We start from the raw sequence: 26705 nt of genomic DNA, 5'->3' as shown, positions 1-26705 counted from the left end.
CGTTCGTCGGTTTGTTGTTGGGCCTTCTCGGCGGGCGCACTTGATCACAGGCCGGCTGGTATGCCAACCGCTTGGTGCACATGGCCGCTCCCATCCGCGTGATCATGCCGGAACGACGGCGGGACTGTTGACGGCATGGCACGCGACGCCGTCGATCAGTTCCGGCGTCTTCTGGCGGCAGAGATCGAAGGCGAGGGGACAGCGCGGGTTGAACGAGCAGCCCGGCGGAGGATCGATCGGATTCGGAATTTCGCCCTTTACCGGGATACGCTGGCGACCGGACATCGCAAGGTCCGGAACCGCGCCGAGCAGCATCTTCGTGTAGGGCATCCGCGGGTTCTCGAACAATTCCCGACCCTCGGCGATCTCGACGATGCGGCCGAGATACATCACGCCGATCCGGCTCGCCATGTGGCGGACCACTGCGAGATTGTGGCTGATGAAGAGATAGGTGAGGCCGAACTTGTCCTGCAGGTCGCGCATCAGATTGAGGATCTGCGCCTGCACGGAAACGTCGAGCGCCGAGGTCGGCTCGTCGCAGACGATGAACTCGGCCTCGGATGCCAGCGCGCGGGCGATCGCGATGCGCTGGCGCTGGCCGCCGGAAAATTCGTGCGGGAATTTTTGGCCGTCGTCGGGGTGCAGGCCGACCAGCGAGAGCAATTCGCCGACCCGGGCCTTGATGTCGCGCTCGCCCTGGATCAGGTCGAAGGCGCGGATTGGCTCGGCGACGATGGCGGCGACCCGGTAGCGCGGATTGAGGCTCGCATAGGGATCCTGGAAAACCATCTGGATGCGCCGGCGCAGCCGGCGGCGTGCCTGGCCCTGCCGCGGATCGGTCATCGAGACGCCGTCGATGACGACCTCGCCTGAACTCGGCGGCAGCAGGCCGACCACCATGCGGGCGACGGTCGTCTTGCCGGAGCCGGATTCGCCGACCAGCGCGAAGGTCTCGCCGCGCTTGATGTCGAAGGAGACGCCGTCGACGGCTTTCAGGAATTCGAGATGGCCGCCCTCGATCACGCGGTTGAGCCACGGCTTGGAGACGTCGAAGACGCGGCGCAGGTTCCTGACCTCGATCAATGTTCCGCTCATGCCGCCGTCTCCTTCGCCGGCTCGAACAGATGACAGGCAACGAACTGCGTGCCCTGCCGGATCGGCTCGGGGCGATCGACGTGGCAGCGATCGAAGGCAAACGCGCAGCGCGGATTGAACGGGCAGCCCGGCGGGATCGCCGACAGCCGCGGCATCGAGCCGGGGATCTGCACCAGGCGTTTGTCCTCGCCGGCAAGCGTCGGGATCGCGCCCATCAGGCCCCTGGCATAGGGATGCAGCGGATTGCGCACCACCTCCTGCACCGGGCCGATCTCGGCGATGCGGCCGGAATACATCACCGCCACGCGGTCGCAGGTCTCGGCGATCACGCCCATGTCGTGGGTCACCAGCATCACGGCGGTGCCGTGGTCGCGGCCGAGCCGCTTGATCAGCGCGATGATCTGTGCCTGCACGGAGACGTCGAGCGCGGTGGTCGGCTCGTCCGCGATGATCAGCTCGGGCTCGGCGCAGATCGCAAGCGCGATCACGACGCGCTGGCGCATGCCGCCGGAGAATTCGTGCGGGTAGCCGTCGATGCGCTTTTCCGGCGCGGGAATGCCGACCTCGGCCAACAGATCGATGGCGCGCCTGCGCGCGGCGCTCTCGCTCAGATTGCTGTGGGTGCGAATGGTCTCGATGATCTGGTCGCCGATCCGGTACAGCGGATTGAGGCTGGTCAGCGGATCCTGGAAGATCATGCCGATCCGCTTGCCCCTGATGCGGCGGATCTCTTCCGGCGGAAGATGGTCGATCCGCGTGCCCGACAGTTCGATCTCGCCGCCGGAAATCCGGCCGGGCGGATCGATCAGGCCGATCACGGCAAGGCCGGTGACCGATTTGCCGGCGCCGGACTCGCCGACCACGCCGAGCACCTCGCCCTTGGCGATGTCGAACGATACGCCGTTGATGGCGCGCAAGGTCGCACGGCGGGTGACGAATTCCACCTCGAGATTGCGCACGGAAAGAACAGGCTTGGTCATCGGAGCTTCGGATTGAGGGCGTCGCGCAACCAGTCGCCGAGCAGGTTGATGGAGAGGATCAGGCCGGCCAGCGCAATGCCGGGGAAGGCGACGATCCACCATTCGCCGGCGAACAGATAGTTGTTGCCGATCCGGATCAGGGTGCCGAGCGAGGGCATGGTGTCGGGCATGCCGGCGCCGAGGAACGACAGCGTCGCCTCGGTGATGATCGCGAGCGCGAGGTTGATGGTGGCGATGACGAGGATCGGGCCCATCGTGTTCGGCAGCACGTGCCGCAGCATGATCTTCGGCGCCGGCAGGCCGATCAGCTGCGCCGCGGCGACGTAGTCCTTGTTCTTCTCGACCATCACCGAACCGCGCACGGTGCGGGCATATTGCACCCAGAAACTGAGTCCGATCGCGATGATGAGGACGCCGAGCGTGCTCATCTCGTCGAGCCGGTTGCCGAGCAGCGATTTGGCAACGCCGTTGACCAGCAGTGCGATCAGGATCGCGGGGAAGGTGAGCTGCACGTCGGCGATCCGCATGATCACGGTGTCGACCACGCCGCCGAAATAGCCTGCGATCAGCCCGAGGGCGATGCCGAGCGCGCCGGCAAAGACCACGCCGGCCAGGCCGACCGCAAGCGAGATGCGCAGGCCGTAAAGGATCGCCGAGAGCACGTCGCGGCCCTGCTCGTCGGTGCCGAGCAGGAACGGGCTTTGGCCGTCGGCGGTCCACAGCGGCGCGATCCGCGAGTTGATCAGCTGCAGCTGCGCCGGGTCGAACGGGTTCTGCACCGCGAGCCACGACGCGAAGATTGCGAGCAGAAAGAACAGCAAGGTGATCACGGCGGCGACCATCGTCAGCCTGGAGCGGCGGAACGAATAGAAGATGTCGCTGTCGAGCGCGCGCCTGAACCAGCCGGCAGGGGCCTGGTGGTCTTGGGAACGATGAGGGACGACGGCATCGGACATCGGTCAGCCCCTCACGCCGCGCGGCCGACGGTCGACCGCAAGCGCGGATCGACCACGGTGTAGAGGATGTCGACCACGAGATTAATGGTGACGAAGATCAGCGAGACCATCAACAGATATGCGGCCATGATCGGGATATCGACATTTTGCACGGCCTGCACGAAGAGAAGTCCCATACCCGGCCATTGGAACACGGTTTCGGTGATGATCGAGAAAGCAATAACCGAGCCAAACTGCAGACCGGCCACCGTGATGACCGGAACCAGGGTGTTCTTCAGCGCATGGCCGAAATGGATCGCGCGCGTGGTCAGCCCGCGGGCGCGGGCGAAACGGATATAGTCGGTCCGCAGCACTTCCAGCATTTCGGCGCGCACCAGCCGCATGATCAGGGTCATCTGGAACAGCCCGAGCGTGATCGCCGGCATGATCAGCGCCTTCAGGCCCGAGACGGTCAGCAGTCCGGTGGTCCACCAGCCGAGCTTCACCACCTCGCCGCGGCCGAAGGAGGGCAGCCAGCCCAGCGTCACCGCGAACAGATAGATCAGGAGGATGCCGATCAGGAAGGTCGGCAGCGAAATGCCGATCAGCGATACCGCCTGGAATAATTTGGCAAGCACTGTGTCGCGGCGCAGCGCCGAATAGACCCCCATCAGGATGCCGGCCACCATCGCGAACAGCGTGGCGCAGATCGAAAGCTCCAGCGTCGCCGGCAGCCGCTCCGCCAGCAGCGAGGAGACCGGCAGGCGGAACTGGTAGGAGACGCCGAACTTGAACTGCAGCGCATTGATGAAGTAGCGGCCGAACTGCACCAGCACCGGATCGTCAAGGCCGAGCGACTGCCGGATTTCGGCGCGCTGCGCGGCCGAGGTGTCGATCGAGACGATCTGGTTCACCGGGTCGCCGGCAAAGCGGAACATCGCGAACGCGATCACGCCCACGGCGAGCATCACGCCGATTGCCTGCAGGAAGCGGCGAAGAGTGAAAGCCAGCATCTCTACCTTTCACTGCTTTTGACATTGGCGCGCGGCCTTGCGCGGCCGGAAAACGAGCGGTCCCGGAAGCCTGCGCTTCCGGGACCCAATTCGCCAGAGCCACTATTCACCCTGCTTGGTCGCCCAGTAGAGCAGCACCTGGTTGTCCGCGCGCTGGGTCAATTTGACCTTTTTCGACACGCCCCACACCAGCGGTTGCTGATGTAGCGGAATGTAGCCGTAATCCTTGATGACGATGTCGTAGGCCTGCTTGATCAACTGGTCGCGCTTGGCGGTGTCGCCCTCGACCAGCACCTTGTCGGTGAGCGCGTCGACTTCCTTGTTGCAATAGCCACCGAGATTGGCCTCGCCCCGGGTGGCATCCTTCGGATCGTCGCGGCAGCCGAGGATGTCGTGCAGCACGTTGTGCGAGTCGGAGGTCGCGGGCGTCCAGCCCAGCATGAAGAACGAGGTCTGGTAGCCGCCGGGCTTCAGCACCTTGGCGAAATACTGCGCCTTCGGCTGCGCCAGCAGGTTCACCTTGACGCCGATGCGGGCCAGCATGCCGACCACCGCCTGGCAGATCGCGGCGTCGTTGACATAGCGGTCGTTCGGGCAGTCCATCGTGACTTCGAAGCCGTTCGGATAGCCGGCGTCGGCCAGCAGCTTCTTGGCACCATCAGGATCGAGCTTCGGCCGGGTGAATTCCTTCGACAGCGGATAGAGCTCGGGTGCGATCATCAACGTCGAGGGGGTCGACATGCCGCGCATGACGCGGGTCTTGATCAGATCGACGTCGATGGTCTTGTAGAAGGCTTCGCGGACGCGGATGTCCTTGAACGGATTCTTGCCCTTGATGTTGGAATACAGCAGCTCGTCGCGCGCCGTATCCATGCCGATGAAGATGGTGCGAATCTCCGGCGCGGTCATGACGGTGGCGACGCCGCTGGAATTGACGCGCTGGATGTCCTGGAGCGGAACCGGTTCGATCACGTCGACTTCGCCCGAGAGCAGTGCGGCAACGCGGGTGGCGTCGGAGCCGATCGGGGTGAAGATGATCTCCTTGAGATTATGCTCGGGCTTGCGCCAATAGCCTGGAAACGCCTTGAACACGGTCTTCACGCCGGGCTGGTGGCTCTCGATCGTGAAGGGGCCGGTGCCGTTCTCGTGCAGCGCCGCGTAGCTCGGCGTGGTTGCGGAGGCCGGCGTCGGCGCAACCGAATTGTTCTCCTCGCTCCACTTCTTGTCCATGATGTACCAGCTATCCCACTGCGAGATCAGGATGGGATTGGGCGAGTCCAGCGTCACGTCGACGGTGAAGTCGTCGACCTTGCTGAACTTGGCGTCGGCCGGGACGTTGCTGAGGAAGTTGGAGCCCTTGGCGCGGACGCGCTCGGCCGAGAACAGCACGTCGTCGGCGGTGAAGGGATCGCCATTGTGGAATTTCACGCCCTTGCGCAGATGGAAGCGCCATTTGGTCGGGCTCAGCGTCTCCCAGCTTTCCGCCAGGGCCGGAATGATCTTGAGGTCCTTGTCGCGCGCGGTGAGGCCTTCGTAGACGTGGGCGTGGTGCGCGATCGTCGTGGTTTCCTTCAGCGTGTAGGGATCCAGCGACTTCAGCTCGCCCTGGTTCGCATACTTCAACGTCTGGGCCGATGCCGGCAAAGCAAAGGCGGCGAGTGCGGCGACAGTCGCCGCAAACAAACTCCAACGTACCGACATGTAATCCCGCGTCCCCGTTCTTGTCCGCCGGCTGCTTTGTCCGGCTGGTATTATTGATCCATGTTGCCAGAGTTTACCGGCCGCGCAAGCGCGATTTGCCAAAGGGTTAACCCGTCCGCGCGGGTGCAGCGCAATGAACCGGATTGGAGAGTAGGCTGTCGGCGCGAACGCGTGACATTCGACTTTCGGAGTGCCGCTTGTCGGTCACGGGAATGATCACCGGCGCGCCTCGAGCAACCGCTCCAAACGGTTTGGTTGACCATAACGGATGATTGAGGCCGACTGCCCCCCGGGGCAGGTACGGCTCGCTTGCGCAACTCGCCCCGTCCCGGCGATACTGTGGCGGGCCAAGGCGCATTTGAGGAGGCGGATATGAAAGTCAACGTCGAGATAGATTGTACGCCCCTCGAAGCGCGGCAATTCTTCGGCCTGCCCGATGTGGGGCCGATGCAGGCGGCGGTGATGGACAAGCTGCAGCAGCAGATGACGTCGAACATCGAGAAGATTTCGCCGGAATCGCTGATGCAGAGCTGGTTCACCTTCGATCCCAAGCTCGCCGAGCGCTTCCAGGACATGTTCGTGGCGATGGCCGGCTTCGGCGGCACGAGCAAGAAGAAATAGTGACCGACATGGACAGGAGCGTTGATGGGACCGAACGCCGGTTGCGCCCGCCGAGCCTGTTCCTGATGCTGGCGGAGGCGCGCGGCGTGCTCGAACTCAATTCGAGCCTGCTGCTGTCGCCCCTCCTGATGCAGGCGCCGAAGGGCGATGGTCATCCGGTGCTGGCACTGCCGGGCTTCCTTGCCAGCGACCTGTCGATGGCGCCGATGCGGCGCTATCTGAAGGAGCTCGGCTACGACGCCTATGCCTGGAACATGGGCCGCAATTTCGGTGGGATTTCCAGCAGGCGGGCTGCGCTGCGCGACCTGCTGAAGCGGGTCCATGAGGCGTCGGGGCGCAAGGTCTCGATCATCGGCTGGAGCCTCGGCGGCGTCTATGCGCGCGACTTGGCGTCGCAGATGCCGGAGCTGGTGCGCTCCATCATCACGCTGGGCAGCCCGTTCGCCGACGACATCCGCGCCACCAATGCGACGCGGCTCTATGAGCTGTTGTCCGGCGAAGGTGTCGACGACATCCCTGAGATCCGCACCGCGATCGCCGGCGACATGCCGGTGCCGACGACCTCGATCTATTCCCGCACCGATGGCATCGTGAACTGGCGGACCTCGCGCGTGCGGCCGTCGGCCACCGCCGAGAACATCGAGGTGCATTTCGCCAGCCATATCGGCCTCGGCGTCAATCCCGCGGCGCTGTGGGCGATTGCGGACCGGCTGGCCCAGCCGGAAGGGGAATTCCGGCATTTTGACCGCTCGGGCCCCTTTGCCATTGCCTACGGGCCGGCAGAACAGGCACTATCCTGACCAAACGACGAGAAGCGCCGCCCAAGGCGCCCGCGTAAGTAGGCTCTCGGGAGGAGATCATGAGCGACGCCAAGAAGCTGTCCTCGCTGGACGCATCGTTTCTCTATCTGGAAACGCCGGAAATGCCGATGCATGTCGGCAGCATGGCGATCTTCCGCCTGCCCGACGGCTACAAGGGCGACTTCTTCGAGGAGTTCAAGGCGATGATCGCCTCGCGGCTGCACATCGCGCCGATCCTCAAGGCGCGGCTGCAGAAGGCGCCGCTCGACATCGATCACCCGTCCTGGGTCGAGGACGACCAGTTCGACATCGACCGTCACATCTTCCGCGCCAGCCTGCCGGCGCCGCGCGATCGCGCGACGCTGGAGCGTATCGTCGGCTGGATGCACGCCAAGCTGTTGAACCGCGCCCGCCCGCTCTGGGAGTTCTACGTCTTCGAGGGCATGAAGGACAACGAGATCGGGCTCTATTCCAAGATGCACCATGCCTGCATCGACGGCGGCGCCGGTGCGGCGCTGACCAGCATGATCTACGATCTGACGCCGGTGCCGCGCGAGATCGAGCCGCCGAGCGCGAAGAAGGTCGCGCAGGAACCGCGCGACATCGCGGCCAATCTGATCGATGCCTATCAGCAACTCTGGACCCAGCCGTTCGAGGCGGCCGCCGCCGCGCAGAAGAGCCTGGAGCTGCCGCGTTCCGGCAAGAGCGACCTCGGCTCGATCCTGTTCGACAACGCCATGTTCCAGATCGAAAGCGCGGTGAAGTTCGCCGGCTCCATGCCGACGGTCATGAAGAGCCTGTCCGACGTCGTCGCCAAGGTCGCCGATCCGAGATCGCGCGAAAGCCTGCAGGCGATGTCCTCGCCGCCGACCATCCTCAACAAGGCGATCTCGTCCGAACGCAGCTTTGCCGGCACCTCGATCTCGCTGTCGCGTGCCAAGGCTCTGGCGAAGGCGTCCGGCGGCAAGCTCAACGACGTCGTGCTGGCGCTCGCCTCCGGCGTGGTGCGGCGCTATCTGATCAGCCAGGGCGCGCTGCCGAACAAGTCGCTGACGGCAGGTGTTCCGATCTCGCTGCGCGAGGAGGGCAATGCCGAATCCAACAACCAGGTGTTCGGCATGATCTGCTCGATCGCAACCGACATCGAGGACCCAAGGAAGCGGCTGGAAACCATCATCGCGCAGTCGACCAAGTCCAAGGAGATGTCGCATCCGCTGCGCGCTCTGGTGCCGCAGGTCACCAACATCTCGCTGCTGGGCGCGCCGATCCTGGTGCAGATCCTGGCGCTGCTCTACAGCCGTTCCGACCTCTCCAACGTGCTGCCGCCGGCCACCAACATCACGGTCTCGAACGTGCCGGGGCCGCGGCAGACGCTGTATGCGGCGGGTGCCGAGCTGCTGCACATCTTCCCGGTTTCGATCTCGACCCACGGCGTGGCGCTCAACATCACCGTGCAGAGCTACCGCGATCAGCTCGATTTCGGCTTCATCGTGGGCGCCAACATCATTCCCCACGTGCAGGTGATGTGCGACATGCTGCCGCTCGAGTTCGATGTACTCGAGGCGGCGTTCGCTCCCCCGCCTGCGGACATCAAGGGCGCAGCTGAATAAGGATCCCGGTCGATGATTGAAATGCCACCGCTGCAGTTCGCCGAGACGAACGGCATCCGCATGAGGTTTTATGAAGCAGGCCCCAAGACCGACACGCCGCCGGTGGTGCTGTGCCACGGCTGGCCTGAACTGGCGTTCTCCTGGCGCCACCAGATCAAGGCGCTGGGCGAGGCCGGCATCCGGGTGATTGCGCCGGATCAGCGCGGCTATGGCGCGACCGACCGGCCGGAGCCGGTCGAGGCCTACGACATGGAGCACCTGACCGGCGACCTCGTCGGCCTGCTCGACCATCTCAAGATCGACAAGGCCATCTTCGTCGGGCACGACTGGGGCGGCTTTGTCGTCTGGCAGATGCCGCTCAGGCATCATCAGCGGGTCGCCGGCGTCGTCGGCGTCAACACGCCGCATTGGGACCGTGCGCCAATGGATCCGATCGCGCTGTTTCGCCAGCGCTTCGGCGATCACATGTACATCGTCCAGTTCCAGGATCCGGCGCGCGAGCCCGACCGCATCTTCGGCAGCCGCGTCGAGCAGACCTTCGACGCCTTCATGCGCAAGCCGGTGCCACGTCCGGCGGACGCGCCACCCGAACAGCCGATCGCCGGCGTTGGCGCCTCGGCGCGGCTCAACCTGGCGTTTCCGCAGATGATCGCGAACTACGACGCCAAGCATGACCCGCGCAAGCCGATCCTGTCCGCGGACGAGAAAAAGGTGTTCGTCGACACCTTCACCAAGACCGGCTTCACCGGCGGCATCAACTGGTATCGCAATTTCACCCGCAACTGGGAGCGCTCGGCCGGGCTGGACCATCACGTCCGGGTGCCGTCGCTGATGATCATGGCCGAGAACGACGCGGTGCTGCCGCCCTCGGCCGCCGACGGCATGGAGCGGCTGGTGCCGGACCTCGAGAAGTACCTGGTCAAGGACAGCGGCCATTGGACGCAGCAGGAAAAGCCTGACGAAGTCAGCGCGAAGCTGATCGAATGGCGCAGAAAGCGGTTTGGGTGACGATGACGTCGTCATTCCGGGGCGATGCGCAGCATCGAACCCGGAATCTCGAGATTCCGGGTCTGGTCCTTCGGACCATCCCGGAATGACTGAGGTTAGAGGGGGCACTTCGAAAATGGCGTCCGGCAACAGACTGAGTCCGATTCCGCATCCGCCGACGAAGCCGGTGGTCGGCAACATGCTGTCGCTGGACTCGACCGCGCCGGTGCAGCATCTCGTCAAGCTCTCCAAGGAGCTCGGACCGATCTTCTGGCTCGACATGATGGGCGCGCCGCTCGTGATCGTGTCCGGTCACGATCTCGTCGACGAGCTCTCCGACGAGAAGCGCTTCGACAAGGCCGTGCGCGGCTCGCTGCGCCGGGTCCGCGCGGTCGGCGGCGACGGCCTGTTCACCGCCGACACCAAGGAGCCGAACTGGAGCAAGGCGCACAACATCCTGATGCAGCCGTTCGGCAACCGCGCCATGCAGTCGTACCACCCGAGCATGGTCGACATCGCCGAGCAGCTGGTCAAGAAATGGGAGCGCCTCAACGCCGACGAGGAGATCGAGGTCGTCCACGACATGACGGCGCTCACCCTCGACACCATCGGCCTCTGCGGCTTCGACTACCGCTTCAACTCGTTCTACCGCCGCGACTACCACCCGTTCGTGGAATCGCTGGTGCGCTCGCTCGAAACCATCATGATGACCCGCGGCCTGCCGCTCGAGGGTCTGTGGATGCAGAAGCGGCGCAAGACGCTCGCCGACGACGTCGCCTTCATGAACAAGATGGTCGACGAGATCATCGCCGAGCGGCGCGGCAGCACCGCCGCGACCGACGACAAGAAGGACATGCTGGCGGCGATGATGACCGGCGTCGACCGCGCCACCGGCGAGCAGCTCGACGACGTCAACATCCGCTACCAGATCAACACCTTCCTGATCGCCGGCCACGAGACCACCAGCGGCCTGTTGTCGTGCACGATCTACGCGCTGCTGAAGCACCCGGAGGTGCTGAAGAAGGCCTATGAGGAGGTCGATCGCGTCCTCGGTCCCGACGTCAATGCGCGGCCAACCTATCAGCAGGTGACCCAACTCACCTACATCACGCAATGCCTGAAGGAGGCGCTGCGGCTGTGGCCGCCGGCGCCGGCCTACGGCATCGCGCCGCTCAACGATGAGATGATCGGCGGCAAGTACAAGCTGAAGAAGAACACCTTCATCACCATCCTGGTGATGGCGCTGCACCGCGATCCCAGCGTCTGGGGCCCGAACCCCGACGTGTTCGATCCCGAGAATTTCAGCCGCGAGGCGGAGGCCAAGCGCCCGATCAACGCCTGGAAGCCGTTCGGCAACGGCCAGCGCGCCTGCATCGGCCGCGGCTTTGCCATGCACGAGGCGGCGCTGGCGATCGGGATGATCCTGCAGCGCTTCAAGCTGATCGACGTGCATCGTTACCAGATGCATCTGAAGGAGACGCTGACGGTCAAGCCGGATGGCTTCAGGATCAAGGTACGGCCGCGCGACGACAAGGACCGCGGCGCGTTCGCCGGCAGCACGGGCGCGGTTGCGGCCGCGCCAAAGGCGCCGCGCGCGCCGACCACGCGCCCCGGCCACAACACGCCGATGCTGGTGCTGTACGGCTCCAATCTCGGCTCCGCCGAGGAGCTGGCGACCCGCATGGCCGATCTGTCCGAGATCAACGGCTTCGCGACGCGGCTGGGCCCGCTGGACGATTATGTCGGCAAGCTGCCGGAGGAGGGCGGCGTGCTGATCATCTGCGCCTCCTATAATGGCGCGGCGCCCGACAACGCGACGCAGTTCGTCAAATGGCTCGAGAGCGACCTGCCGAAGGATGCCTTCGCCAAGGTCCGCTACGCGGTGTTCGGCTGCGGCAACAGCGATTGGGCCGCGACCTACCAGTCGGTGCCGCGTTTCATCGACGAGCAGCTCACCAAGCATGGCGCACGCGCCGTCTATCCGCGCGGCGAGGGCGATGCGCGCAGCGATCTCGACGGCCAGTTCCAGAAATGGTTCCCGGAGGCGGCCAAGGTCGCGACCAAGGAATTCGGCATCGACTGGAATTTCACCCGCACCGCCGAGGACGAGCCGCTCTATGCGATCGAGCCGGTGGCGCAGGGTGCGGTCAACACCATCGTGACGCAAGGCGGCGCGGTGCCGATGAAGGTGCTCGCCAACAGCGAGCTGCAGACCAAGGCAGGCGCTCATCCGTCGGAGCGTTCGACCCGGCATATCGAGGTCGAGCTGCCGACCAGCCTGAAATATCGCGTCGGCGATCATCTCAGCGTGGTGCCGCGCAACGATCCGACCCTGGTCGATTCCGTTGCGCGCCGCTTCGGCTTCCTGCCGGCCGACCAGATCCGTCTGCAGGTCTCAGAAGGCCGCCGCGCGCAATTGCCGGTCGGCAACGCCGTGTCGGTCGGACGGCTGCTCACCGAGTTCGTCGAGCTGCAACAGGTCGCGACCCGCAAGCAGATCCAGATCATGGCCGAGCACACCCGCTGCCCGGTGACCAAACCGAAGCTGATGGCCTATGTCGGCGACGACGATGCCTCGGCCGCGCGCTATCGCGCCGAGGTGCTGGCCAAGCGCAAATCGGTGTTTGACCTGCTCGAGGAATATCCGGCTTGCGAGCTGCCGTTCCACCTCTATCTCGAAATGCTGTCACTGCTGGCGCCGCGCTATTATTCGATCTCGTCGTCTCCGGCCGGCGAGGCGCAGCGCTGCAGTGTCACCGTGGGCGTGGTGGAGGCGCCGGCAAGTTCCGGCCGCGGCATCTACAAGGGCGTGTGCTCGAACTATCTGGCGCGCCGCCGCGCCGGCGACACCGTCCACGCCACCATCAAGGAGACCAAGGCAGGCTTCCGCCTGCCCGATGATAATGCCGTGCCGATCATCATGATCGGGCCGGGCACCGGGCTCGCACCGTTCCGCGGCTTCCTGCAGGAGCGCGCCGCGCGCAGGGCGCAGGGCGCGACGCTGGGGCCGGCGATGCTGTTCTTCGGCTGCCGGCATCCTGAGCAGGATTTCATCTATGCGGATGAGCTGAAGGCGTTCGCAGCCGACGGCGTCAGTGAACTCCACACCGCCTTCTCGCGCGCCGACGGCCCGAAGACCTATGTGCAGCACCTCGTCGCCGCGCAGAAGGACCGGGTCTGGGAGCTGATCCAGAAGGGCGCGATCGTCTATGTCTGCGGCGACGGCGGCAGGATGGAGCCCGACGTCAAGGCGACCTTGATCTCGATCTATCGCGAGCGCACCGGTGTCGACACCGACGCCGCCGCGCGCTGGATCGAGGAAATGGGCACCAGGAACCGCTACGTGCTCGACGTCTGGACAGGCGGCTAGGCTCACGCCTTCGTAGCCCGGATGAAGCGAAGCGTAATCCGGGACAGCGTCTTATGCGGACGGGGCAGACCCCGGATTTCGCTTCGCTCCATCCGGGCTACGGCAGAGGTGCCGGCCATGTTACAAGCCGCCGCATGATTCCATGGGAAAAGATCGATACCGCGCGCATTCCCGGAACCGAGGGTGAATTGCGTCTGATGCGGCGAGGCCGCGAATTCTCGATCATGCTAGGCACCAACGAGCTGATGAACAGCCGCCTGTCGGGCTCGGAAGAGGCGTTGGCGACGCTTGCCGCGAAGAAGATCGAGAAGGTCGCACGGCCGCATTTTCTGATCGGCGGCCTCGGCATGGGCTTTACGCTGCGGGCCGCGCTCGCCGTGCTCGGACCCGAGGCGCGGATCACGGTGGCCGAGCTGGTGCCGGCGGTCGTTGCCTGGGCGCGAGGTCCGATGGCGGAGATTTTCGGCGACAGCCTGAACGATCCGCGCGTGAGCATCCGGGAGGAGGATGTTGCCAGCGTGATCGACCGCCAGCCGCTCGGCTTCGATGCCATCCTGCTCGACGTCGATAACGGGCCTGAAGGCCTGACCCGCAAGGCCAATGACGCGCTGTATGATGTCTCCGGGCTCAAGATCGCACACGCGGCATTGCGGCGCGGCGGCGTGCTTGCGGTCTGGTCGTCCGGTCCGAACGCCAAGTTCCCGAAATCGCTGACTCGTGCCGGGTTCGCGGTCAACGAAATTGCCCTCCGCGCCACCGGCCGGGGCCGCGGAGTCCGCCACGTGATCTGGATCGCGGTCAAGGACTAGCCGGCGTCCCGGCGCGCTCGCCAGCCTGATCATGTCAGTGGCTGAACACAAGCCATCACGATGCCTTAGAACATCGTGTTGCTGTTGGCGGGATTCTCCGGAACGGGCTGCGCCACGTCCCAGTGCTCGACGATCTTGCCGTCCTCGAGCTTGAAGATGTCGACGATCGCATTGCCGCGGGTGCCGGGCTCGCGCACGGCGTGGACGTGCAGGATCACGTAGTCGCCGTCGACGAATGAGCGCTTGATCTCGCTGTGCGAGTTCGGAAACTTCTCGCGCAGGAAGCCGATGAACTTGCGGAATCCTTCGGGGCCGTCGGCCGCGCCGGGATTGTGCTGCACATAGCGGTTGCCGACATAGGCGAGCGCTGCGTCGGCGTCCTTCTGGTTCAACCCCTTCTCGTAGAACGCCAGCACGGCCTTGCGGTTGGCTTCCTGCTGCGCGTCGCTGGCAGCCGCCATTGCCGATGAAGACGCGAGCGCGAGGAGGAGAGCGGCGACGGCTGTCTGTGGCCGGAGGATGGTCTTCATCTGGTTGCTCCCGGTGGCTGATGGCGCGCAACCCGCGCGATGCATCGCGCTGTCTACCGCCTTCGCGCGGGCGCCGGAAGAACGCACTCCCGGCTCACATGGTTACCGGAAGATACCGGAGCCCCGTTCCGATTGAAACGGGACGGGGCTCTCGATTTTGGCTTTGGGGCGTTTTCTTCACGCGAACCGGGATCCACTTCGCTCGAAAACGCTCTGGCCTCACGCCGCCTTCGCCGCCGCGCCATGCGCGTGCTTGTCGATGGCGTCGATGATCTGCGGCCACATCGGAATTGGCAGGGCGTGGCCCATGCCCTCGATCATCACAAGCTTCGCGCCCGGAATCGAGACCGCGGTGTCCTTGCCGCCTTCGGGATGCACCAGCGGATCGATGGTGCCGTGGATCACCAGCGTCGGCGCTTTGACGCCGCGCAGCCGCTCCTTGCGGCTGCCGGAGGCGAGAATGGCGCGGAGCTGGCGGCCGACGCCCTCCGGATTGAGGCCGCGCTCATAGGTGCGCCGCGCGCGTTCGGGATCGAGCGCCTCGTCCTCGGGAAACGAGCCGTTGCGCAGAACTTTCCAGGTCTGCCCGAAGCGGACGAAATACTCTTCCTTGCTCTTCGGCGGCGGCGCCATCAGCACCGCGGTCGCCTCGCGGGTCGGCCCCGGGATCTTTGGATTGCCCGTGGTCGACATGATCGAGGTCAGCGAGCGCACGCGCTCGGGAAAGGTGATCGCAACCTCCTGCGCGATCATGCCGCCCATCGATGCACCGACCAGATGCGCGGTGCGGATGCCGAGCGCATCCATCAGCCCGATCGTATCCCTCGCCATGTCGGCCAGCTTGTAGGGCGCTGCGACCGGGATCTTCAGGAAGCGGAGCTTGAGCAGTTCGAGCGCGGTCAGCCGCTTGCCGCCGCTCAGGCGGGAGGATTTTCCGATATCCCTGTTGTCGAATCGGATGACGTGAAAACCGCGCGCGGCGAGCTGGCGGCAGAACTCGTCGTCCCAATGGATCATCTGGGCGCCGAGGCCCATGATCAGGAGCAGCGGCTCGGCATTCGCATCGCCAAACATCTCGTAGCAGATGTCGATGCCATTGGCGCGGATGATCTGCGGCGGCTGATGGGCGAGCGTGGTCACGGGCGTCCCCTGCTGGTGTCGCGGTCAGGAACCTCTATGCCACGGATTGACGCAGCGCAGAAGAGCCTCGGCGTCGCTGGTCGCGCCGCGCAGTTGACCGATCAGCAGCAACAGTGTCGTATGGCAGAAACAAATGGAAGCGCGGCAAGCGCTCGAAATTGGTGTGGAGGAGCGCCGCATGGCCGACAAGGGCAACGACCCTGCCGTGATCTGGCAGACGATGATTGGCGAGATGGAGAAGGGGTTCAACTCCTTCGGCAACCAGCTCATGAGCTCGCCGGAATTTTCCAAGGCGATGAACCAGGCCGGCGGCGTTGCGGCCGGCGCGCAGAAGCAGCTCGGCGAGCTGATGGAGAAATATCTGCTGGCGATGAACCTGCCGAGCCGCGCCCAGCTCGTCGGCATGGCGGAGCGCCTGCAATCGATGGAGAACCAGCTCAACGAGATCAAGACGCTGCTGCAGCAGGTGCACCACAATTCGCTGGCGCCGGACGACGGCCACGGCGCAACGCCGCGGCCACCGCGCACCAAGCAGCCGCCAGCGGAGGGAGGCAGCAAATGAATGCTCCCACCCCCTTTGATTTCGCCTCGATCTCCGAGCGGGTCCAGTCCGAGGTGCAGCGCGCGATCCAGCGCAGCATCAAGGGCGTCGAGTATTTCTCGAGCTCCGGCCCGTCGCTCGGCTCGACGCCGAAGGACGTGCTGTATTCGCGCGGCACCATGAACCTCTATCACTACCGGCCGCTGGCCAGCGAAGTCTATCGCGTGCCGGTGCTGATCGTGATGGCGACCACCAACCGCGGCTACATCCTCGACCTGGTGCCGGGGCAGAGCTTCATCGAGTTCCTGCTCAAGCGTGGCTTCGACGTCTACATGCTGGACTGGAGTGCGCCGAAGCCCGAGGAAAAATCGCTTCGCATGGAGGATTACGTCCTCGACTTCATCCCGGAATCGGTCCGCCGCGTACAGCAGGATTCCGGCGAAAAGGAAGTCTCGGTGATCGGCTATTGCTTCGGCGGCGTGCTGTCGCTGCTGTATGGCTCGATCTTCAACGACGGGCCGATGAAGAATCTGATCTGCTTCACCACGCCGATCGATTTCCGCGAGATGAAGCTGTTCTCGAATTTCGCCGACCGCCGCTATTTCGACGTCGACCGGCTGATCGACAGCACCGGCAACATGCCGCCCGAACTGATCCTGCAATCGTTCGACATGTTGCGGCCGGCCGCGCGTGTCGTCGGCCAGATCCAGCTCTGGGACAACATCTGGAACGACGAGTTCGTCAAGTCGTACCGGATGTTCGATCGCTGGGCGACCGACACGCTGCCGCTCGCGGGCGAATATTTCCGCGCCATCACCAAGGACCTGATGTGGGACAACAAGCTCTACAACGACACCATGACGGTCGGCGGCCGCGAGGCGAAGCTTGCCGACATCAAGGTGCCGATCCTGCACGCGGTCGCCGAGCACGACCACATCGTGCCGTATGATGCGGCAAAGCATCTGATCACCAAGATCGGCTCCGAGGACAAGGAGGAGGTGATGCTGAAAGGCGGTCACGTCTCGCTGGTCGCCGGCGCCAATGCAATCAAGCGGCTGTGGCCGAAACTGGACTCCTGGTTGAGCAAGAGATCGACCTAAGAAGGGTCGACTTGAGAGAGATCGACATGACCGAACAACGTTCCTATCCGCGCCGCGTCAAGACCGAGGCGGGCGACATCGAGTTTCGCCTGATGATTCGGGACCACGAGGCCGCGGTGCTGGCCTTCGCGCAAAAGCTGCCGACGCATGATCTCTTGTTCCTGCCGCGCAATATCAGCCAGCCGAAGGTGCTGTCGGCCTGGATCAACGAGATCGAGCGCGGCGACATCACGAGCCTGCTCGCGATCAAGGACGGCAAGGTGGTCGGCTGCGGCACCCTGGTGCGCGATCCGCATTCCTGGTCGCCGCATGTCGGCGAGATCCGGATGGTGGTGTCGCTCGACGTGCGCGGGCAGGGCGTCGGCCGGGCATTGTCGCAGGAGACCTTCGCCATCGCGCTCGGTGCCGGGCTGGAGAAGTTCTCGGTGCAGATGACCGTCGACCAGCGGGCGGCGATCGCGCTGTTCGAGAGCCTCGGCTTCAAGGCGGAGGCCCTGCTGCGCGACCATGTCCGCGACGTCGAGGGCAAGACCCACGACATCGTCGTGTTGGGGCACAATGTGGCTCAGGTCCGGGCCCAAATGGAGGCTTACGGGGTGTCCGACGCGGTCGGAGGTAATTAGAAACCTCATTCTGCTGGTTCTCTAGGCAATCTGCCGGATCTTCGTGCTGTTCACAGGTTTGTGATATCGCGCCGCAACATCGATGTTGCGGTGCACCATGAGGTGTGTCATAACACCGTTGCCCCGGGCCAAACCGGACGGGGTGAGCCCATAGCTCAAACCTGAGGATGGAGAGACCCCAATGACCACCGAAACCAATTCCGTGCTGAACGGCGTCAAGGAAGCCTTCGCGCCCGTCACCGAGGCGTTCACCAAGCTTCAGAACCTGGAAGTTCCGGAAGCCGCCCGTGAGTTCGTGAAGAAGCAGGCCGAGGCGGCCAAGACCCGCGCTGCCGATGCCTATGCCGGCTCGGAGAAGGTGACCAACGTGATCGAGTCCGCTGTTGCCGGTTCGGTGACCGAAGCCGCCAAGATCAGCCGCAACATCCAGCAGGCGATCTACCAGGACGCCGAGGCGTTCTTCGCTGGTATCGACAAGCTCGCGTCCGCCAAGTCGCTGAGCGAAGCCGCCCAGATCCAGTCGGAGCTGGCCCGTGCGCGTGGCGAACTGTTCGTCTCGCGGGCGAAGGCCACCACCGAGTATCTCGGCAAGCTCGTCACCGACGGTGCGAAGACCGCGCAGGACAACTTCGCCAAGGTCTACGGCAAGACCGCCTGATCGCGGCCGCGCTGACCAACTGCCCTTTTCGAAGGCCCGCCATTTTGCGGGCCTTCTTTTTTGGCGGTGTCCTTCATAGCTCATGTGTCCACCGTCATTCCGGACGACGCGAAGCGGCGATCCGGAATCTCGAGATTCCCCGGTGCGCAATTGCGCACCTGAGGTTCGTGCTTCGCACGCCCCGGAATGACGGCGGTGAGCCATGCTATGCTTCGTTCGTCACCCCCGCGAAACCACATGACCCTTCCCGCCGCCCTCATCGCAACGCCAGTCGACGTCGAACGCGCCGCCGAGCTGCGGCGCGTCAAGTGGCTGGCGACCGGCGTGCTGGCGGCAACCTTCGTCATCTTCATCGCAGCGAAAGCGCTGCTGCCGGTGCATCCGGTGTTCGGTTTCATCGCTGCATTTGCCGAGGCCGCAACCATCGGCGGGCTCGCCGACTGGTATGCCGTCGTCGCCTTGTTCAAGCGGCCGCTCGGCCTGCCGATCCCGCACACCGCGATCATCCAGAGCAATCAGGCGCGCATCGCCGAGAAGCTCGGCGAGTTCATCGAGAACAACTTTTTGGAATCCGGGCCGGTCGAGGCCAAGCTGCGCGAGATCGATTTCGGTTCGTTCATCGCCGACTGGCTGCGCGACCGCAAACGTTCCGAGGATCTCGCCCGCTTCGTGCTGCGGATGCTGCCCGAGGCATTCGCGGCGACCGAGAGCTCGGGGTTGATGCAGTTCATCAGCCGCCGCGTCACGACGCAGGTGCTCTCGATCGACCTCGCGCCGCTTGCGGCCGGCGCGCTGCGCGGCTTCGTGCAGGAGGGCAAGCATGGCGGCCTGCTCGACGACATCCTGCGCGTGCTGCACCAGACGCTGACGCAGCAGGAGACCATGGCCGTGATCCGCGACAAGGTCCGCGCCGAGATGCCGACGCTGCTCAGGCTCTATCGTGCAGACAAGTTCGTGGTGAACCGGATCATCGCGTCCGCCACGAAATTCTTCGAGGAAGTGCGCAACGACCCGCAGCATCCGTTCCGCGGCGAATTCGACCGCATGCTGCTGTCCTTTGTCGACCGGCTCGGCAGCGACAAGGCGTTCGCCGATCGCATCGATGGTCTCAAGCGCGATTTGATGGCGCGGCCCGAGCTTGCCAATCTCGGGCGCACCATCTGGGCCAACGTCAAGGACTTCATCGAACGCAGCGCCTCGGGCGAGTCGCAGGTGCTGCAGCATCAGCTGGCGCGAATGTTGGTCGAGGCCGGCGACGCGCTCGACGGCGACGCCGATCTGCGCGGCGAGATCAATCAGGGCCTGGTGGCCATCCTGCGCACCGTCGTCGCCGAGCAGAAGAGCGGCGTCTCGGGCTTTATCGCCGACCAGATGAAGAGCTGGGACATGGAGCAGCTGATCTCCCTGATCGAGGTCAATGTCGGCAAGGACCTGCAATACATCCGCTTCAACGGCGCGCTGATCGGCGGGCTTGCCGGGCTTGCGCTTTACACCCTGGAGTACACGCTGCGGCTGCTGTGACCGATTGGGCACGAAAGTCACTTTAGTTGTGGCAAGTGTGACCTGGACCGCTTGCACGAAAGTGTCCGGTTCCCTAGCTTTTCAGGACAGATTGTTGCGTTGCGGAACGATTCCGCCGGGTTTGCGTCAATTCCGTTGACCATTCTCGTTGGTCCCATTGCCGGCGGTCCTGCCGGAAGAGGAGCTGAAATGTCCGTTGCTGCGCAGACGCTACGCCCGCCGTCCAGGACGCTGATGTTTCTGGAAGGCCGCGCCATTCATGAGCTCGGCGCCTTTCTTGGTGCATTGCCGCTGCTCAGCCTCGCGCCGCGCGGCGATGGGCATCCGGTGCTGGTGCTGCCGGGGCTGATCGCTTCCGACATGTCGACCCGGCCGCTGCGCGACTTTCTCAGGAGCAAGGGCTACGCCGTCAGCGGCTGGCGCCAGGGCCGCAATCTCGGGCTTCGCGCCGGCGTGCAGGACGGGATGATCGAGCTGCTGCAGCAGATGAATGAAACGACCGGCCGCAAGGTCTCGGTGGTGGGCTGGAGCCTCGGCGGCCTCTATGCGCGCCAGCTCGCCAAGATGATGCCGGAGCGCGTGCGCCAGGTGATCACGCTCGGCAGCCCGTTTGCCGCCGGCCCGAAGTCGACCAACGCCTGGCGCGTCTATGAGATGGCCAGCGGCCGGCGCGCCGATGAAGAGGATTCGCGTTTCGGCGGCTCGCTCGCCAGCGCGCCGCCGGTGCCGACCACCGCGATCTTCAGCCGCACCGACGGCGTCTGCGCCTGGCAGGGCTGCCGCGAGCAGGCCTCGTCGATGACCGACAGCATCGAGGTCGAGAGCAGCCATTGCGGCATGGGTCATCACCCGGCCGTGGTCTACGCGGTCGCCGATCGCCTCGCGCAGAAGGAAGGCGAGTGGGCGCCGTTCGATCGCAGCGGCTGGCGCAGCATCGTCTATCCGGATCCCAATCGCTGACTTGCTTGCCTCGCCCCGCTTGCGGGGAGAGGCCGGATCGCATGAAGCGCAGCGCAATGCGATCCGGGTGAGGGGGAGTCTCCACGAGCGCAACTCGCACCGTGATTGCGGAGAGCCCCCTCATCCCGACCTTCTCCCTGCACGCGGGGAGAAGGAGAAGAACCCGCATTGTCGTGAATCGACAAAACGCGCTATGCGTTGGGCATGCCACAGCCGCTTGCCCGCATCGTCGATCAGCTGAAGCGCGAGCCGTCACGCACCGGCTCGATCATCATCACCGTGTTCGGAGATTCCATCGTGCCGCGCGGCGGCTCGGTGTGGCTCGGCACGCTGCTCGAATTCTTCAAGTCGCTCGACATCGACGGCAATGTGGTGCGCACCGCGATGTCGCGGCTCGCCGCCGACGGCTGGCTCGAGCGCAACAAGGTCGGCCGCAACAGTTTTTATCGGCTGAACGCCAAGGGCCGGCAGACCTTCGACACCGCGACGCGGCACATCTACGATCCGCCGCCGTCGGACTGGACCGGCCGCTTCGAGCTGTTGTTGATCGGCAATGCCGAGGACCGCGACGCCGCGCGCGAGGCATTGAAGAATGCCGGCTTCGGCAGCCCGCTGCCCGGCGTGTGGGTCGCGCCGTCGGGCGTGCCGATCCCCGATGAAGCGTCGCGTGCGATCCGGCTCGAAGTCTCCGCGGAAGATGACAGCGGACGCCGGCTGCTCAGCGAAAGCTGGCCGCTCGACCGCACCGCGGACGCCTATCTGAAGTTCATGAAGACGTTCGAGCCGCTGCACGGCTCAATCATCCGCGGCGAGACGCTGAGCGACGCCGACGCCTTCACCGCGCGCATTCTCTTGATCCACCATTACCGCCGCGTCGTGCTGCGCGATCCGCTGCTGCCTTATCAGCTGCTGCCGAAGGATTGGCCGGGCAGGGCGGCGCGCAAACTCTGCGGCGAGATCTATCGCGGGCTGCTTTCGCCGTCGGAACAATGGCTTGACGACCACGCAACCAACGAGGACGGGCCGCTGCCGAAGTCCAACGGGGCGGTGGCGCGCCGTTTCGAGGGCGCCTGAATATATTACAAAAATATCTTGCATTTGGAAATTTATGTTATATATTCCTACCTAACAACACATTGGGAGGTCGGCCATGTACACGCAGGCGCTCAACTCATCCGACGGCGACGATCGCGGCGTCGAGGATGTCGCCCGTGCCAGTCAGTTCCAGGCCCGCATCGATGCCGACGAGCGCATCGAGCCGAACGACTGGATGCCCGCCGCCTACCGCAAGACGCTGACGCGGCAGATTTCCCAGCACGCCCATTCCGAAATCGTCGGCATGCTCCCCGAGGGCAACTGGATCACCCGCGCGCCGTCGCTGCGCCGCAAGGCCGCGCTGCTCGCCAAGGTGCAGGACGAATGCGGCCACGGCCTCTATCTCTACGCCGCCGCCGAGACGCTCGGCACCTCGCGCGAGGAGCTGGTCGACGCGATGCTATCGGGCAAGGCGAAATATTCCTCGATCTTCAATTATCCGACGCTGACCTGGGCCGACATCGGCACCATCGGCTGGCTGGTCGACGGCGCGGCGATCATGAACCAGATCCCGCTGTGCCGCTGCTCCTACGGCCCCTATGCGCGCGCGATGATCCGCGTCTGCAAGGAGGAATCGTTCCACCAGCGCCAGGGCTTTGAGATCATGGTGACGCTGTGCCGCGGCACCGCGGAGCAGAAGGCGATGGCGCAGAACGCGCTCGATCGCTGGTGGTGGCCGGTGCTGATGATGTTCGGTCCGCCGGACCAGGTCAGCCAGCACAGCGACACCTCGACCAAATGGAAGATCAAGCGCTTCTCCAATGATGAGCTGCGCCAGAAATTCATCGACGCCACCGTGCCGCAGGCCGAGTTCCTCGGATTGACGATCCCCGATCCCGGCATGAAGCAGAACGCAAACGGCAATTGGGAACACAGCCCGATCGACTGGGACGAATTCAAGCAGGTGCTGGCAGGCAACGGCCCCTGCAACCGCGATCGTCTCGCCGCGCGCCGCAAGGCACATGAGGAGGGCGCCTGGGTGCGCGAGGCCGCGATGGCCTATGCCGAGAAGCGCAAGCGCCGCCAGCTCGCGCAAGCCGCAGAATAAGGGAGCGCCGCCATGGCCACGCCGAACGTTCCGCTCTGGGAAGTCTTCATCCGCAGCCGCAATGGGCTGGCGCACAAGCATGTCGGCTCGCTGCACGCGGCCGATGCGACGCTGGCGCTGCAGGCCGCGCGCGACATCTACACCCGCCGCGGCGAGGGGTTGTCGATCTGGGTGGTGCCCTCGAACGCGATCACCGCGTCCGATCCGTCCGAGAAGGGCATGATGTTCGAGCCGGCGGAATCCAAGATCTACCGTCACCCGACCTTCTACGACGTCCCCGACGAAGTCGGGCACATGTGAATTTCACCCGTCATGGTGAGGAGGCGCGCAGCGCCGTCTCGAACCATGACGCCCGATCGTAACCGCGGCCATCCTTCGAGACGCCTGCTGCGCAGGCTCCTCAGGATGACGTCGAGCAAGTGGATGCAGGTGGAATAGAGAACATGGCAACCGCCAACATCGAAGTCTCCGAAACGCCGCTGGTGCTCTACGCGCTGCGCCGCGCCGACGATGCGCTGATCCTCGGCCATCGGCTGTCCGAATGGTGCGGCCATGCGCCCGCCATGGAAGAGGACATGGCGCTCGCCAATATGGGCCTCGACCTGCTCGGTCAGGCCCGTGAGCTCTACAGCTACGCGGCCAAGGTCGAAGGCCGAGGCAACGACGAAGACAAGTTCGCCTATCTGCGCGACGTCAGGCAGTACCGCAATCTGCTGCTGGTCGAGCAGCCGAACGGCGACTTTGCCCGCACCATGGTGCGGCAGTTCTTCTACGCGGCATTTGCCGATCTCTACTGGCGCGCCATGATGGCCTCGTCCGATCCGACGTTTGCCGCGATCGCGGCGAAGTCGGAGAAGGAGAGTGCCTATCATGTCAGGCATTCGTCGGAATGGATCGTTCGCCTCGGCGACGGCACCGAGGAGAGCCATCGCCGCGCGCAGGATGCGATCGACGACCTCTGGGCCTATACCGGCGAGATGTTCACGATCGATGACGGCGAGCGCGGCCTGATCGATGCCGGCATCGCGATCGATCCCGCGGCGCTGCAGCCGCGCTGGCGGAAGACGGTCACCGGCATCATCAAAGAGGCGACGCTGTCGTTGCCGAAGAGCGATTGGATGCAGCAGGGCGGCCGCAGTGGCAGCCACAGCGAACATCTCGGCCATCTCCTCAGCGAGCTGCAATCGATGCAGCGGACCTTTCCGGGGGCAACATGGTGACCGTTGCGCTCAGCGATGCCGATCTGCGCCGGCGCGCCTGGAGCGCGGCCGCGCAGGTGGTCGATCCCGAGATCCCGGTGCTGACCATCGCCGATCTCGGCGTGCTGCGCGATGTCGCGGTCCACGACGGGCATGTCGAGGTCGCGATCACGCCGACCTATTCCGGCTGTCCCGCCATGAACATGATCGCGCTCGAGATCGAGCTCGCGCTGGAGCGTGAAGGCATTCATAAGCCGAAGGTCCGCACCGTGCTGGCGCCGGCCTGGACCACCGACTGGATGAGCGAGGACGGCCGCCGCAAGCTCAGGGAATACGGCATCGCGCCGCCGCTGCCGGGCTCCTCGCGCCGCGCGCTGTTCGGCGAGCAGCATGTGATGTGCCCGCAATGCAGCTCCGTTGATACCGAGCTGCTTTCCGAATTCGGCTCGACCTCCTGCAAGGCGCTGTGGCGCTGCAGGAGCTGCCGTGAACCCTTCGACTACTTCAAGTGTCATTGACTATGATGTCGTTATTTGCCGCCAAGGCCGTCATTGCGAGCGAAGCGAAGCAATCCATGGTTCGGCGTACGCTGAGCGATGGATTGCTTCGTCGCTTCGCTCCTCGCAATGACGGGGAGAGATAAGCGATGTCCCTTACGCCACGATTCCACCGCCTATCCGTTAGCGACCTTCGCCGCGAGGCGTCGGACGCGATCTCGATGACTTTTGCGATTCCTGACGATCTGCAAGGCGACTACCGTTTCACGCCCGGCCAGTATCTGACGCTGCGCACCACGATGGACGGCGAGGAGGTTCGCCGGTCCTATTCGATCTGCTCCGGTCCCGACGACGGCGAATTGCGCATCGCGGTGAAGAAGGTCGACGGCGGCGCATTCTCGAACTGGGCGGCCGAGGAATTGAAGACCGGCGACGAGCTCGACGTGATGACGCCGACCGGGCGTTTCGGCGTCGCCCACGCGCCGGGCGAGGCGCGGACCTATGTCGGCTTTGCCGCCGGCAGCGGCATCACGCCGATCCTCTCGATCATCAAGGGCGTGCTGGCGCGCGAGCCGGACAGCCGCTTCTTCCTGTTCTACGGCAATCGCTCGACCGAGGGCGTCATGTTCCGCGAGGCGCTGGAGGAGCTGAAGGACCGCTTCATGCAGCGGCTCTCGGTATTCCACGTCATCTCGGGCGAGGAGCAGGACATTCCGATCCTGCACGGCCGGCTCGACGGCGAGAAGGTGCGGGTGCTGCTGCGCTCGCTGGTGCCGGCTGCGACCGTCGATCACGTCTTCGTCTGCGGACCGGCCGCGATGAGCGAGACGATCGAGGCGACCTGCCGCGAGATCGGCATCGCCGACGAGCGTATCCATGTCGAACGCTTCGTGTCGGAATTCGGCGGCAAGCCGCGTCCGAAGGTCGTCGTTCCGGCCGGCGCGCCGCCCAAGGCGATTGCCGGGCTGATCATCGACGGCAAGCGCCGCGAGGTCCCGGTGGCCGACGGCGAGTCGATCCTCGACGCCGCGCTGCGCGCCGGCATGGACCTGCCGTTCGCCTGCAAGGGCGGCATGTGCTCGACCTGCCGCGCCAAGCTGGTCGAAGGCGAGGCGCCGATGGACCTGAATTATTCGCTGGAGCCGTGGGAGCTGAAGGCGGGGTTCATCCTCACCTGCCAGGCCAAGCCGTGCTCTGAGAAGGTCGTGGTCGACTACGACCACGTCTAGTTGTTGATTGTCATTCCGGGGCGCGAAGCGAACCCGGAATCTCGAGATTCCGGGTTCGCTGCTGCGCATCGCCCCGGAATGACGGAAGTAGCGTTGACGCCTCGTGCGTCGCGCCCAACACTGACGCTTGACACCAAGAGGCCCTCCGCAACGGGCCCGGGCACAGGGAGTTCGATGTGAACGTGAAGGCCACGCTATCGCCCGAGGACGTTGCCCGCGCCTGCGCGGACGCGATGTGGAAGGAAGACGACGCCAGCAAGGGCCTCGGCATGGAGCTCGTCGAGATCAGGCCGGGGCAGGCGGTGATGGCGATGACGGTGCAGCCGCACATGGTCAACGGCCAGCGCATCTGTCATGGCGGCTACATCTTCACGCTGGCCGATTCAGCCTTCGCCTTTGCCTGCAACAGCCGCAACGATCGCGCGGTGGCGGCGCAGGGCAACGTCACTTTCATCCGGCCCGGCAAGCTTGGCGACCGCCTGGTGGCGACCGCGCGCGAGATCTCGCGCAATGGCCGCTCGGGAATCTACGACGTGAGCGTGACCTCCGGCGACAGCGTGATCGCCGAATTCCGCGGGCATTCGCGCGTGATAGCGGGCACCTGGCTGCCCGACACGGACATCAAGGCATAAAGGCTTCAGGG

26 protein-coding genes are annotated in these 26705 nt (G+C 64.8%); 19 read left to right on the top strand and 7 right to left on the bottom strand.

Translation table 11 applies throughout. The features are described from left to right. Positions 1 to 102: 102 nt before the first annotated feature. The 5 genes from J2R78_RS03165 to J2R78_RS03145 all read right to left on the bottom strand — a co-directional run bounded on the left by J2R78_RS03165 (position 103) and on the right by J2R78_RS03145 (position 5724). On the bottom strand, positions 103 to 1095 hold the full coding sequence (locus tag J2R78_RS03165) for an ABC transporter ATP-binding protein (RefSeq protein WP_253609667.1): 993 nt from the start codon (positions 1093 to 1095) through the stop codon (positions 103 to 105). Then, positions 1092 to 2075, bottom strand: coding sequence for an ABC transporter ATP-binding protein (locus J2R78_RS03160; RefSeq protein ID WP_253609666.1), 984 nt, complete (start codon positions 2073 to 2075; stop codon positions 1092 to 1094). The genes J2R78_RS03165 and J2R78_RS03160 overlap by 4 nt, the downstream gene beginning before the upstream one ends. Continuing rightward, positions 2072 to 3031 carry an ABC transporter permease gene (locus J2R78_RS03155; protein ID WP_225160751.1) on the bottom strand — a complete coding sequence of 320 codons (960 nt, stop codon included), beginning with the start codon at positions 3029 to 3031 and terminating at the stop codon, positions 2072 to 2074. Before J2R78_RS03155 ends, J2R78_RS03160 begins: the two co-directional genes overlap by 4 nt. An 11-nt stretch (positions 3032 to 3042) precedes the next feature. Continuing rightward, on the bottom strand, positions 3043 to 4023 hold the full coding sequence (locus tag J2R78_RS03150; protein WP_038383837.1) for an ABC transporter permease: 981 nt from the start codon (positions 4021 to 4023) through the stop codon (positions 3043 to 3045). Between the two features lie 102 nt (positions 4024 to 4125). Next, positions 4126 to 5724, bottom strand: a complete 1599-nt coding sequence (locus J2R78_RS03145) for an ABC transporter substrate-binding protein (RefSeq protein WP_253609665.1) — start codon at positions 5722 to 5724, stop codon at positions 4126 to 4128. Positions 5725 to 6096: 372 nt separating this feature from the next. On the opposite strand from J2R78_RS03145, the gene J2R78_RS03140 reads away from it, so the two are divergent. The 6 genes from J2R78_RS03140 (at position 6097) to J2R78_RS03115 (ending at position 13921) form a co-directional block, all read left to right on the top strand. Next, positions 6097 to 6345: a DUF6489 family protein gene (locus tag J2R78_RS03140; RefSeq protein WP_253609664.1), complete on the top strand. Its 249-nt coding sequence runs from the start codon at positions 6097 to 6099 to the stop codon at positions 6343 to 6345. A gap of 8 nt (positions 6346 to 6353) precedes the next feature. Then, on the top strand, positions 6354 to 7145 hold the full coding sequence (locus tag J2R78_RS03135) for an alpha/beta hydrolase (protein ID WP_253609663.1): 792 nt from the start codon (positions 6354 to 6356) through the stop codon (positions 7143 to 7145). A 59-nt stretch (positions 7146 to 7204) separates the two neighbouring features. Beyond that, the gene (locus J2R78_RS03130; RefSeq protein ID WP_253609662.1) at positions 7205 to 8755 is read left to right on the top strand and encodes a wax ester/triacylglycerol synthase family O-acyltransferase; all 1551 of its coding nucleotides are present in this window, start codon (positions 7205 to 7207) and stop codon (positions 8753 to 8755) included. 12 nt (positions 8756 to 8767) lie between these two features. After that, a complete protein-coding gene (locus tag J2R78_RS03125) occupies positions 8768 to 9763 on the top strand; it encodes an alpha/beta fold hydrolase (RefSeq protein ID WP_253609661.1) in 996 nt (331 codons plus the stop codon). A gap of 115 nt (positions 9764 to 9878) precedes the next feature. Then, the gene (locus J2R78_RS03120; protein ID WP_253609660.1) at positions 9879 to 13112 is read left to right on the top strand and encodes a bifunctional cytochrome P450/NADPH--P450 reductase; all 3234 of its coding nucleotides are present in this window, start codon (positions 9879 to 9881) and stop codon (positions 13110 to 13112) included. Positions 13113 to 13246: 134 nt separating this feature from the next. After that, the gene (locus J2R78_RS03115; RefSeq protein ID WP_253609659.1) at positions 13247 to 13921 is read left to right on the top strand and encodes a spermidine synthase; all 675 of its coding nucleotides are present in this window, start codon (positions 13247 to 13249) and stop codon (positions 13919 to 13921) included. 65 nt (positions 13922 to 13986) lie between these two features. On the opposite strand, the gene J2R78_RS03110 is transcribed toward J2R78_RS03115, so the two are convergent. After that, complete coding sequence (locus J2R78_RS03110; RefSeq protein WP_253609658.1) at positions 13987 to 14451, bottom strand: nuclear transport factor 2 family protein; 465 nt, start codon at positions 14449 to 14451, stop codon at positions 13987 to 13989. Positions 14452 to 14670: 219 nt separating this feature from the next. Next, positions 14671 to 15591, bottom strand: a complete 921-nt coding sequence (locus J2R78_RS03105) for an alpha/beta fold hydrolase (protein WP_253609657.1) — start codon at positions 15589 to 15591, stop codon at positions 14671 to 14673. Positions 15592 to 15769: 178 nt separating this feature from the next. Here J2R78_RS03105 and J2R78_RS03100 point away from each other — a divergent pair, with 178 nt between their 5' ends. From J2R78_RS03100 to paaI, 13 genes are all read left to right on the top strand, one after another. Then, positions 15770 to 16153 (top strand): hypothetical protein, encoded by a 384-nt coding sequence (locus J2R78_RS03100; protein ID WP_057017659.1) that lies wholly within the window; start codon positions 15770 to 15772, stop codon positions 16151 to 16153. After that, on the top strand, positions 16150 to 17232 hold the full coding sequence (locus J2R78_RS03095; protein WP_253609656.1) for an alpha/beta hydrolase: 1083 nt from the start codon (positions 16150 to 16152) through the stop codon (positions 17230 to 17232). Before J2R78_RS03100 ends, J2R78_RS03095 begins: the two co-directional genes overlap by 4 nt. Positions 17233 to 17258: 26 nt before the next feature. Next, positions 17259 to 17855, top strand: coding sequence for a GNAT family N-acetyltransferase (locus J2R78_RS03090; protein ID WP_225647966.1), 597 nt, complete (start codon positions 17259 to 17261; stop codon positions 17853 to 17855). A gap of 181 nt (positions 17856 to 18036) precedes the next feature. Next, positions 18037 to 18513 (top strand): phasin, encoded by a 477-nt coding sequence (locus tag J2R78_RS03085; RefSeq protein ID WP_253609655.1) that lies wholly within the window; start codon positions 18037 to 18039, stop codon positions 18511 to 18513. 237 nt (positions 18514 to 18750) lie between these two features. Continuing rightward, complete coding sequence (locus J2R78_RS03080; RefSeq protein ID WP_253609654.1) at positions 18751 to 20034, top strand: DUF445 domain-containing protein; 1284 nt, start codon at positions 18751 to 18753, stop codon at positions 20032 to 20034. Positions 20035 to 20223: 189 nt separating this feature from the next. Further along, on the top strand, positions 20224 to 20994 hold the full coding sequence (locus tag J2R78_RS03075; protein ID WP_253609653.1) for a triacylglycerol lipase: 771 nt from the start codon (positions 20224 to 20226) through the stop codon (positions 20992 to 20994). A gap of 204 nt (positions 20995 to 21198) precedes the next feature. Then, positions 21199 to 22068: a phenylacetic acid degradation operon negative regulatory protein PaaX gene (paaX, locus tag J2R78_RS03070; RefSeq protein ID WP_253609652.1), complete on the top strand. Its 870-nt coding sequence runs from the start codon at positions 21199 to 21201 to the stop codon at positions 22066 to 22068. Between the two features lie 76 nt (positions 22069 to 22144). Beyond that, positions 22145 to 23137 carry a 1,2-phenylacetyl-CoA epoxidase subunit PaaA gene (paaA, locus tag J2R78_RS03065; protein ID WP_092083264.1) on the top strand — a complete coding sequence of 331 codons (993 nt, stop codon included), beginning with the start codon at positions 22145 to 22147 and terminating at the stop codon, positions 23135 to 23137. Positions 23138 to 23149: 12 nt separating this feature from the next. Beyond that, a complete protein-coding gene (gene paaB, locus J2R78_RS03060) occupies positions 23150 to 23437 on the top strand; it encodes a 1,2-phenylacetyl-CoA epoxidase subunit PaaB (RefSeq protein WP_016842890.1) in 288 nt (95 codons plus the stop codon). A 143-nt stretch (positions 23438 to 23580) separates the two neighbouring features. Further along, positions 23581 to 24357, top strand: coding sequence for a 1,2-phenylacetyl-CoA epoxidase subunit PaaC (gene paaC / locus J2R78_RS03055; protein WP_253609651.1), 777 nt, complete (start codon positions 23581 to 23583; stop codon positions 24355 to 24357). Next, the gene (gene paaD, locus J2R78_RS03050; RefSeq protein ID WP_253609650.1) at positions 24351 to 24854 is read left to right on the top strand and encodes a 1,2-phenylacetyl-CoA epoxidase subunit PaaD; all 504 of its coding nucleotides are present in this window, start codon (positions 24351 to 24353) and stop codon (positions 24852 to 24854) included. The genes paaC and paaD overlap by 7 nt, the downstream gene beginning before the upstream one ends. Positions 24855 to 24982: 128 nt before the next feature. Then, a complete protein-coding gene (gene paaE / locus J2R78_RS03045) occupies positions 24983 to 26062 on the top strand; it encodes a 1,2-phenylacetyl-CoA epoxidase subunit PaaE (protein WP_253609649.1) in 1080 nt (359 codons plus the stop codon). Between the two features lie 176 nt (positions 26063 to 26238). Then, positions 26239 to 26694: a hydroxyphenylacetyl-CoA thioesterase PaaI gene (paaI, locus tag J2R78_RS03040; RefSeq protein ID WP_057017660.1), complete on the top strand. Its 456-nt coding sequence runs from the start codon at positions 26239 to 26241 to the stop codon at positions 26692 to 26694. Positions 26695 to 26705: the final 11 nt, after the last annotated feature.

Origin of the sequence: Bradyrhizobium sp. USDA 4538 (assembly GCF_024171045.1) — a bacterium.
Lineage (GTDB): Bacteria > Pseudomonadota > Alphaproteobacteria > Rhizobiales > Xanthobacteraceae > Bradyrhizobium > Bradyrhizobium australafricanum.
This window is presented reverse-complemented; position numbering and strand designations above follow the sequence as displayed.

Bases quoted from the DNA above. Each gene is read 5' to 3' on its own strand.
- J2R78_RS03100 (WP_057017659.1), top strand. From the start codon at position 15,770: ATGGCCGACAAGGGCAACGACCCTGCCGTGATCTGGCAGACGATGATT.
- J2R78_RS03130 (WP_253609662.1), top strand. From the start codon at position 7,205: ATGAGCGACGCCAAGAAGCTGTCCTCGCTGGACGCATCGTTTCTCTAT.
- J2R78_RS03145 (WP_253609665.1), bottom strand. From the start codon at position 5,724: ATGTCGGTACGTTGGAGTTTGTTTGCGGCGACTGTCGCCGCACTCGCC.
- J2R78_RS03095 (WP_253609656.1), top strand. From the start codon at position 16,150: ATGAATGCTCCCACCCCCTTTGATTTCGCCTCGATCTCCGAGCGGGTC.
- J2R78_RS03155 (WP_225160751.1), bottom strand. From the start codon at position 3,031: ATGTCCGATGCCGTCGTCCCTCATCGTTCCCAAGACCACCAGGCCCCT.
- J2R78_RS03110 (WP_253609658.1), bottom strand. From the start codon at position 14,451: ATGAAGACCATCCTCCGGCCACAGACAGCCGTCGCCGCTCTCCTCCTC.
- J2R78_RS03165 (WP_253609667.1), bottom strand. From the start codon at position 1,095: ATGAGCGGAACATTGATCGAGGTCAGGAACCTGCGCCGCGTCTTCGAC.
- J2R78_RS03135 (WP_253609663.1), top strand. From the start codon at position 6,354: ATGGACAGGAGCGTTGATGGGACCGAACGCCGGTTGCGCCCGCCGAGC.
- J2R78_RS03085 (WP_253609655.1), top strand. From the start codon at position 18,037: ATGACCACCGAAACCAATTCCGTGCTGAACGGCGTCAAGGAAGCCTTC.
- J2R78_RS03125 (WP_253609661.1), top strand. From the start codon at position 8,768: ATGATTGAAATGCCACCGCTGCAGTTCGCCGAGACGAACGGCATCCGC.
- J2R78_RS03120 (WP_253609660.1), top strand. From the start codon at position 9,879: ATGGCGTCCGGCAACAGACTGAGTCCGATTCCGCATCCGCCGACGAAG.
- paaX (WP_253609652.1), top strand. From the start codon at position 21,199: ATGCCACAGCCGCTTGCCCGCATCGTCGATCAGCTGAAGCGCGAGCCG.
- J2R78_RS03160 (WP_253609666.1), bottom strand. From the start codon at position 2,075: ATGACCAAGCCTGTTCTTTCCGTGCGCAATCTCGAGGTGGAATTCGTC.
- J2R78_RS03090 (WP_225647966.1), top strand. From the start codon at position 17,259: ATGACCGAACAACGTTCCTATCCGCGCCGCGTCAAGACCGAGGCGGGC.
- paaC (WP_253609651.1), top strand. From the start codon at position 23,581: ATGGCAACCGCCAACATCGAAGTCTCCGAAACGCCGCTGGTGCTCTAC.
- J2R78_RS03075 (WP_253609653.1), top strand. From the start codon at position 20,224: ATGTCCGTTGCTGCGCAGACGCTACGCCCGCCGTCCAGGACGCTGATG.
- paaA (WP_092083264.1), top strand. From the start codon at position 22,145: ATGTACACGCAGGCGCTCAACTCATCCGACGGCGACGATCGCGGCGTC.
- paaD (WP_253609650.1), top strand. From the start codon at position 24,351: ATGGTGACCGTTGCGCTCAGCGATGCCGATCTGCGCCGGCGCGCCTGG.
- J2R78_RS03150 (WP_038383837.1), bottom strand. From the start codon at position 4,023: ATGCTGGCTTTCACTCTTCGCCGCTTCCTGCAGGCAATCGGCGTGATG.
- J2R78_RS03080 (WP_253609654.1), top strand. From the start codon at position 18,751: ATGACCCTTCCCGCCGCCCTCATCGCAACGCCAGTCGACGTCGAACGC.
- paaE (WP_253609649.1), top strand. From the start codon at position 24,983: ATGTCCCTTACGCCACGATTCCACCGCCTATCCGTTAGCGACCTTCGC.
- J2R78_RS03140 (WP_253609664.1), top strand. From the start codon at position 6,097: ATGAAAGTCAACGTCGAGATAGATTGTACGCCCCTCGAAGCGCGGCAA.
- J2R78_RS03115 (WP_253609659.1), top strand. From the start codon at position 13,247: ATGATTCCATGGGAAAAGATCGATACCGCGCGCATTCCCGGAACCGAG.
- paaB (WP_016842890.1), top strand. From the start codon at position 23,150: ATGGCCACGCCGAACGTTCCGCTCTGGGAAGTCTTCATCCGCAGCCGC.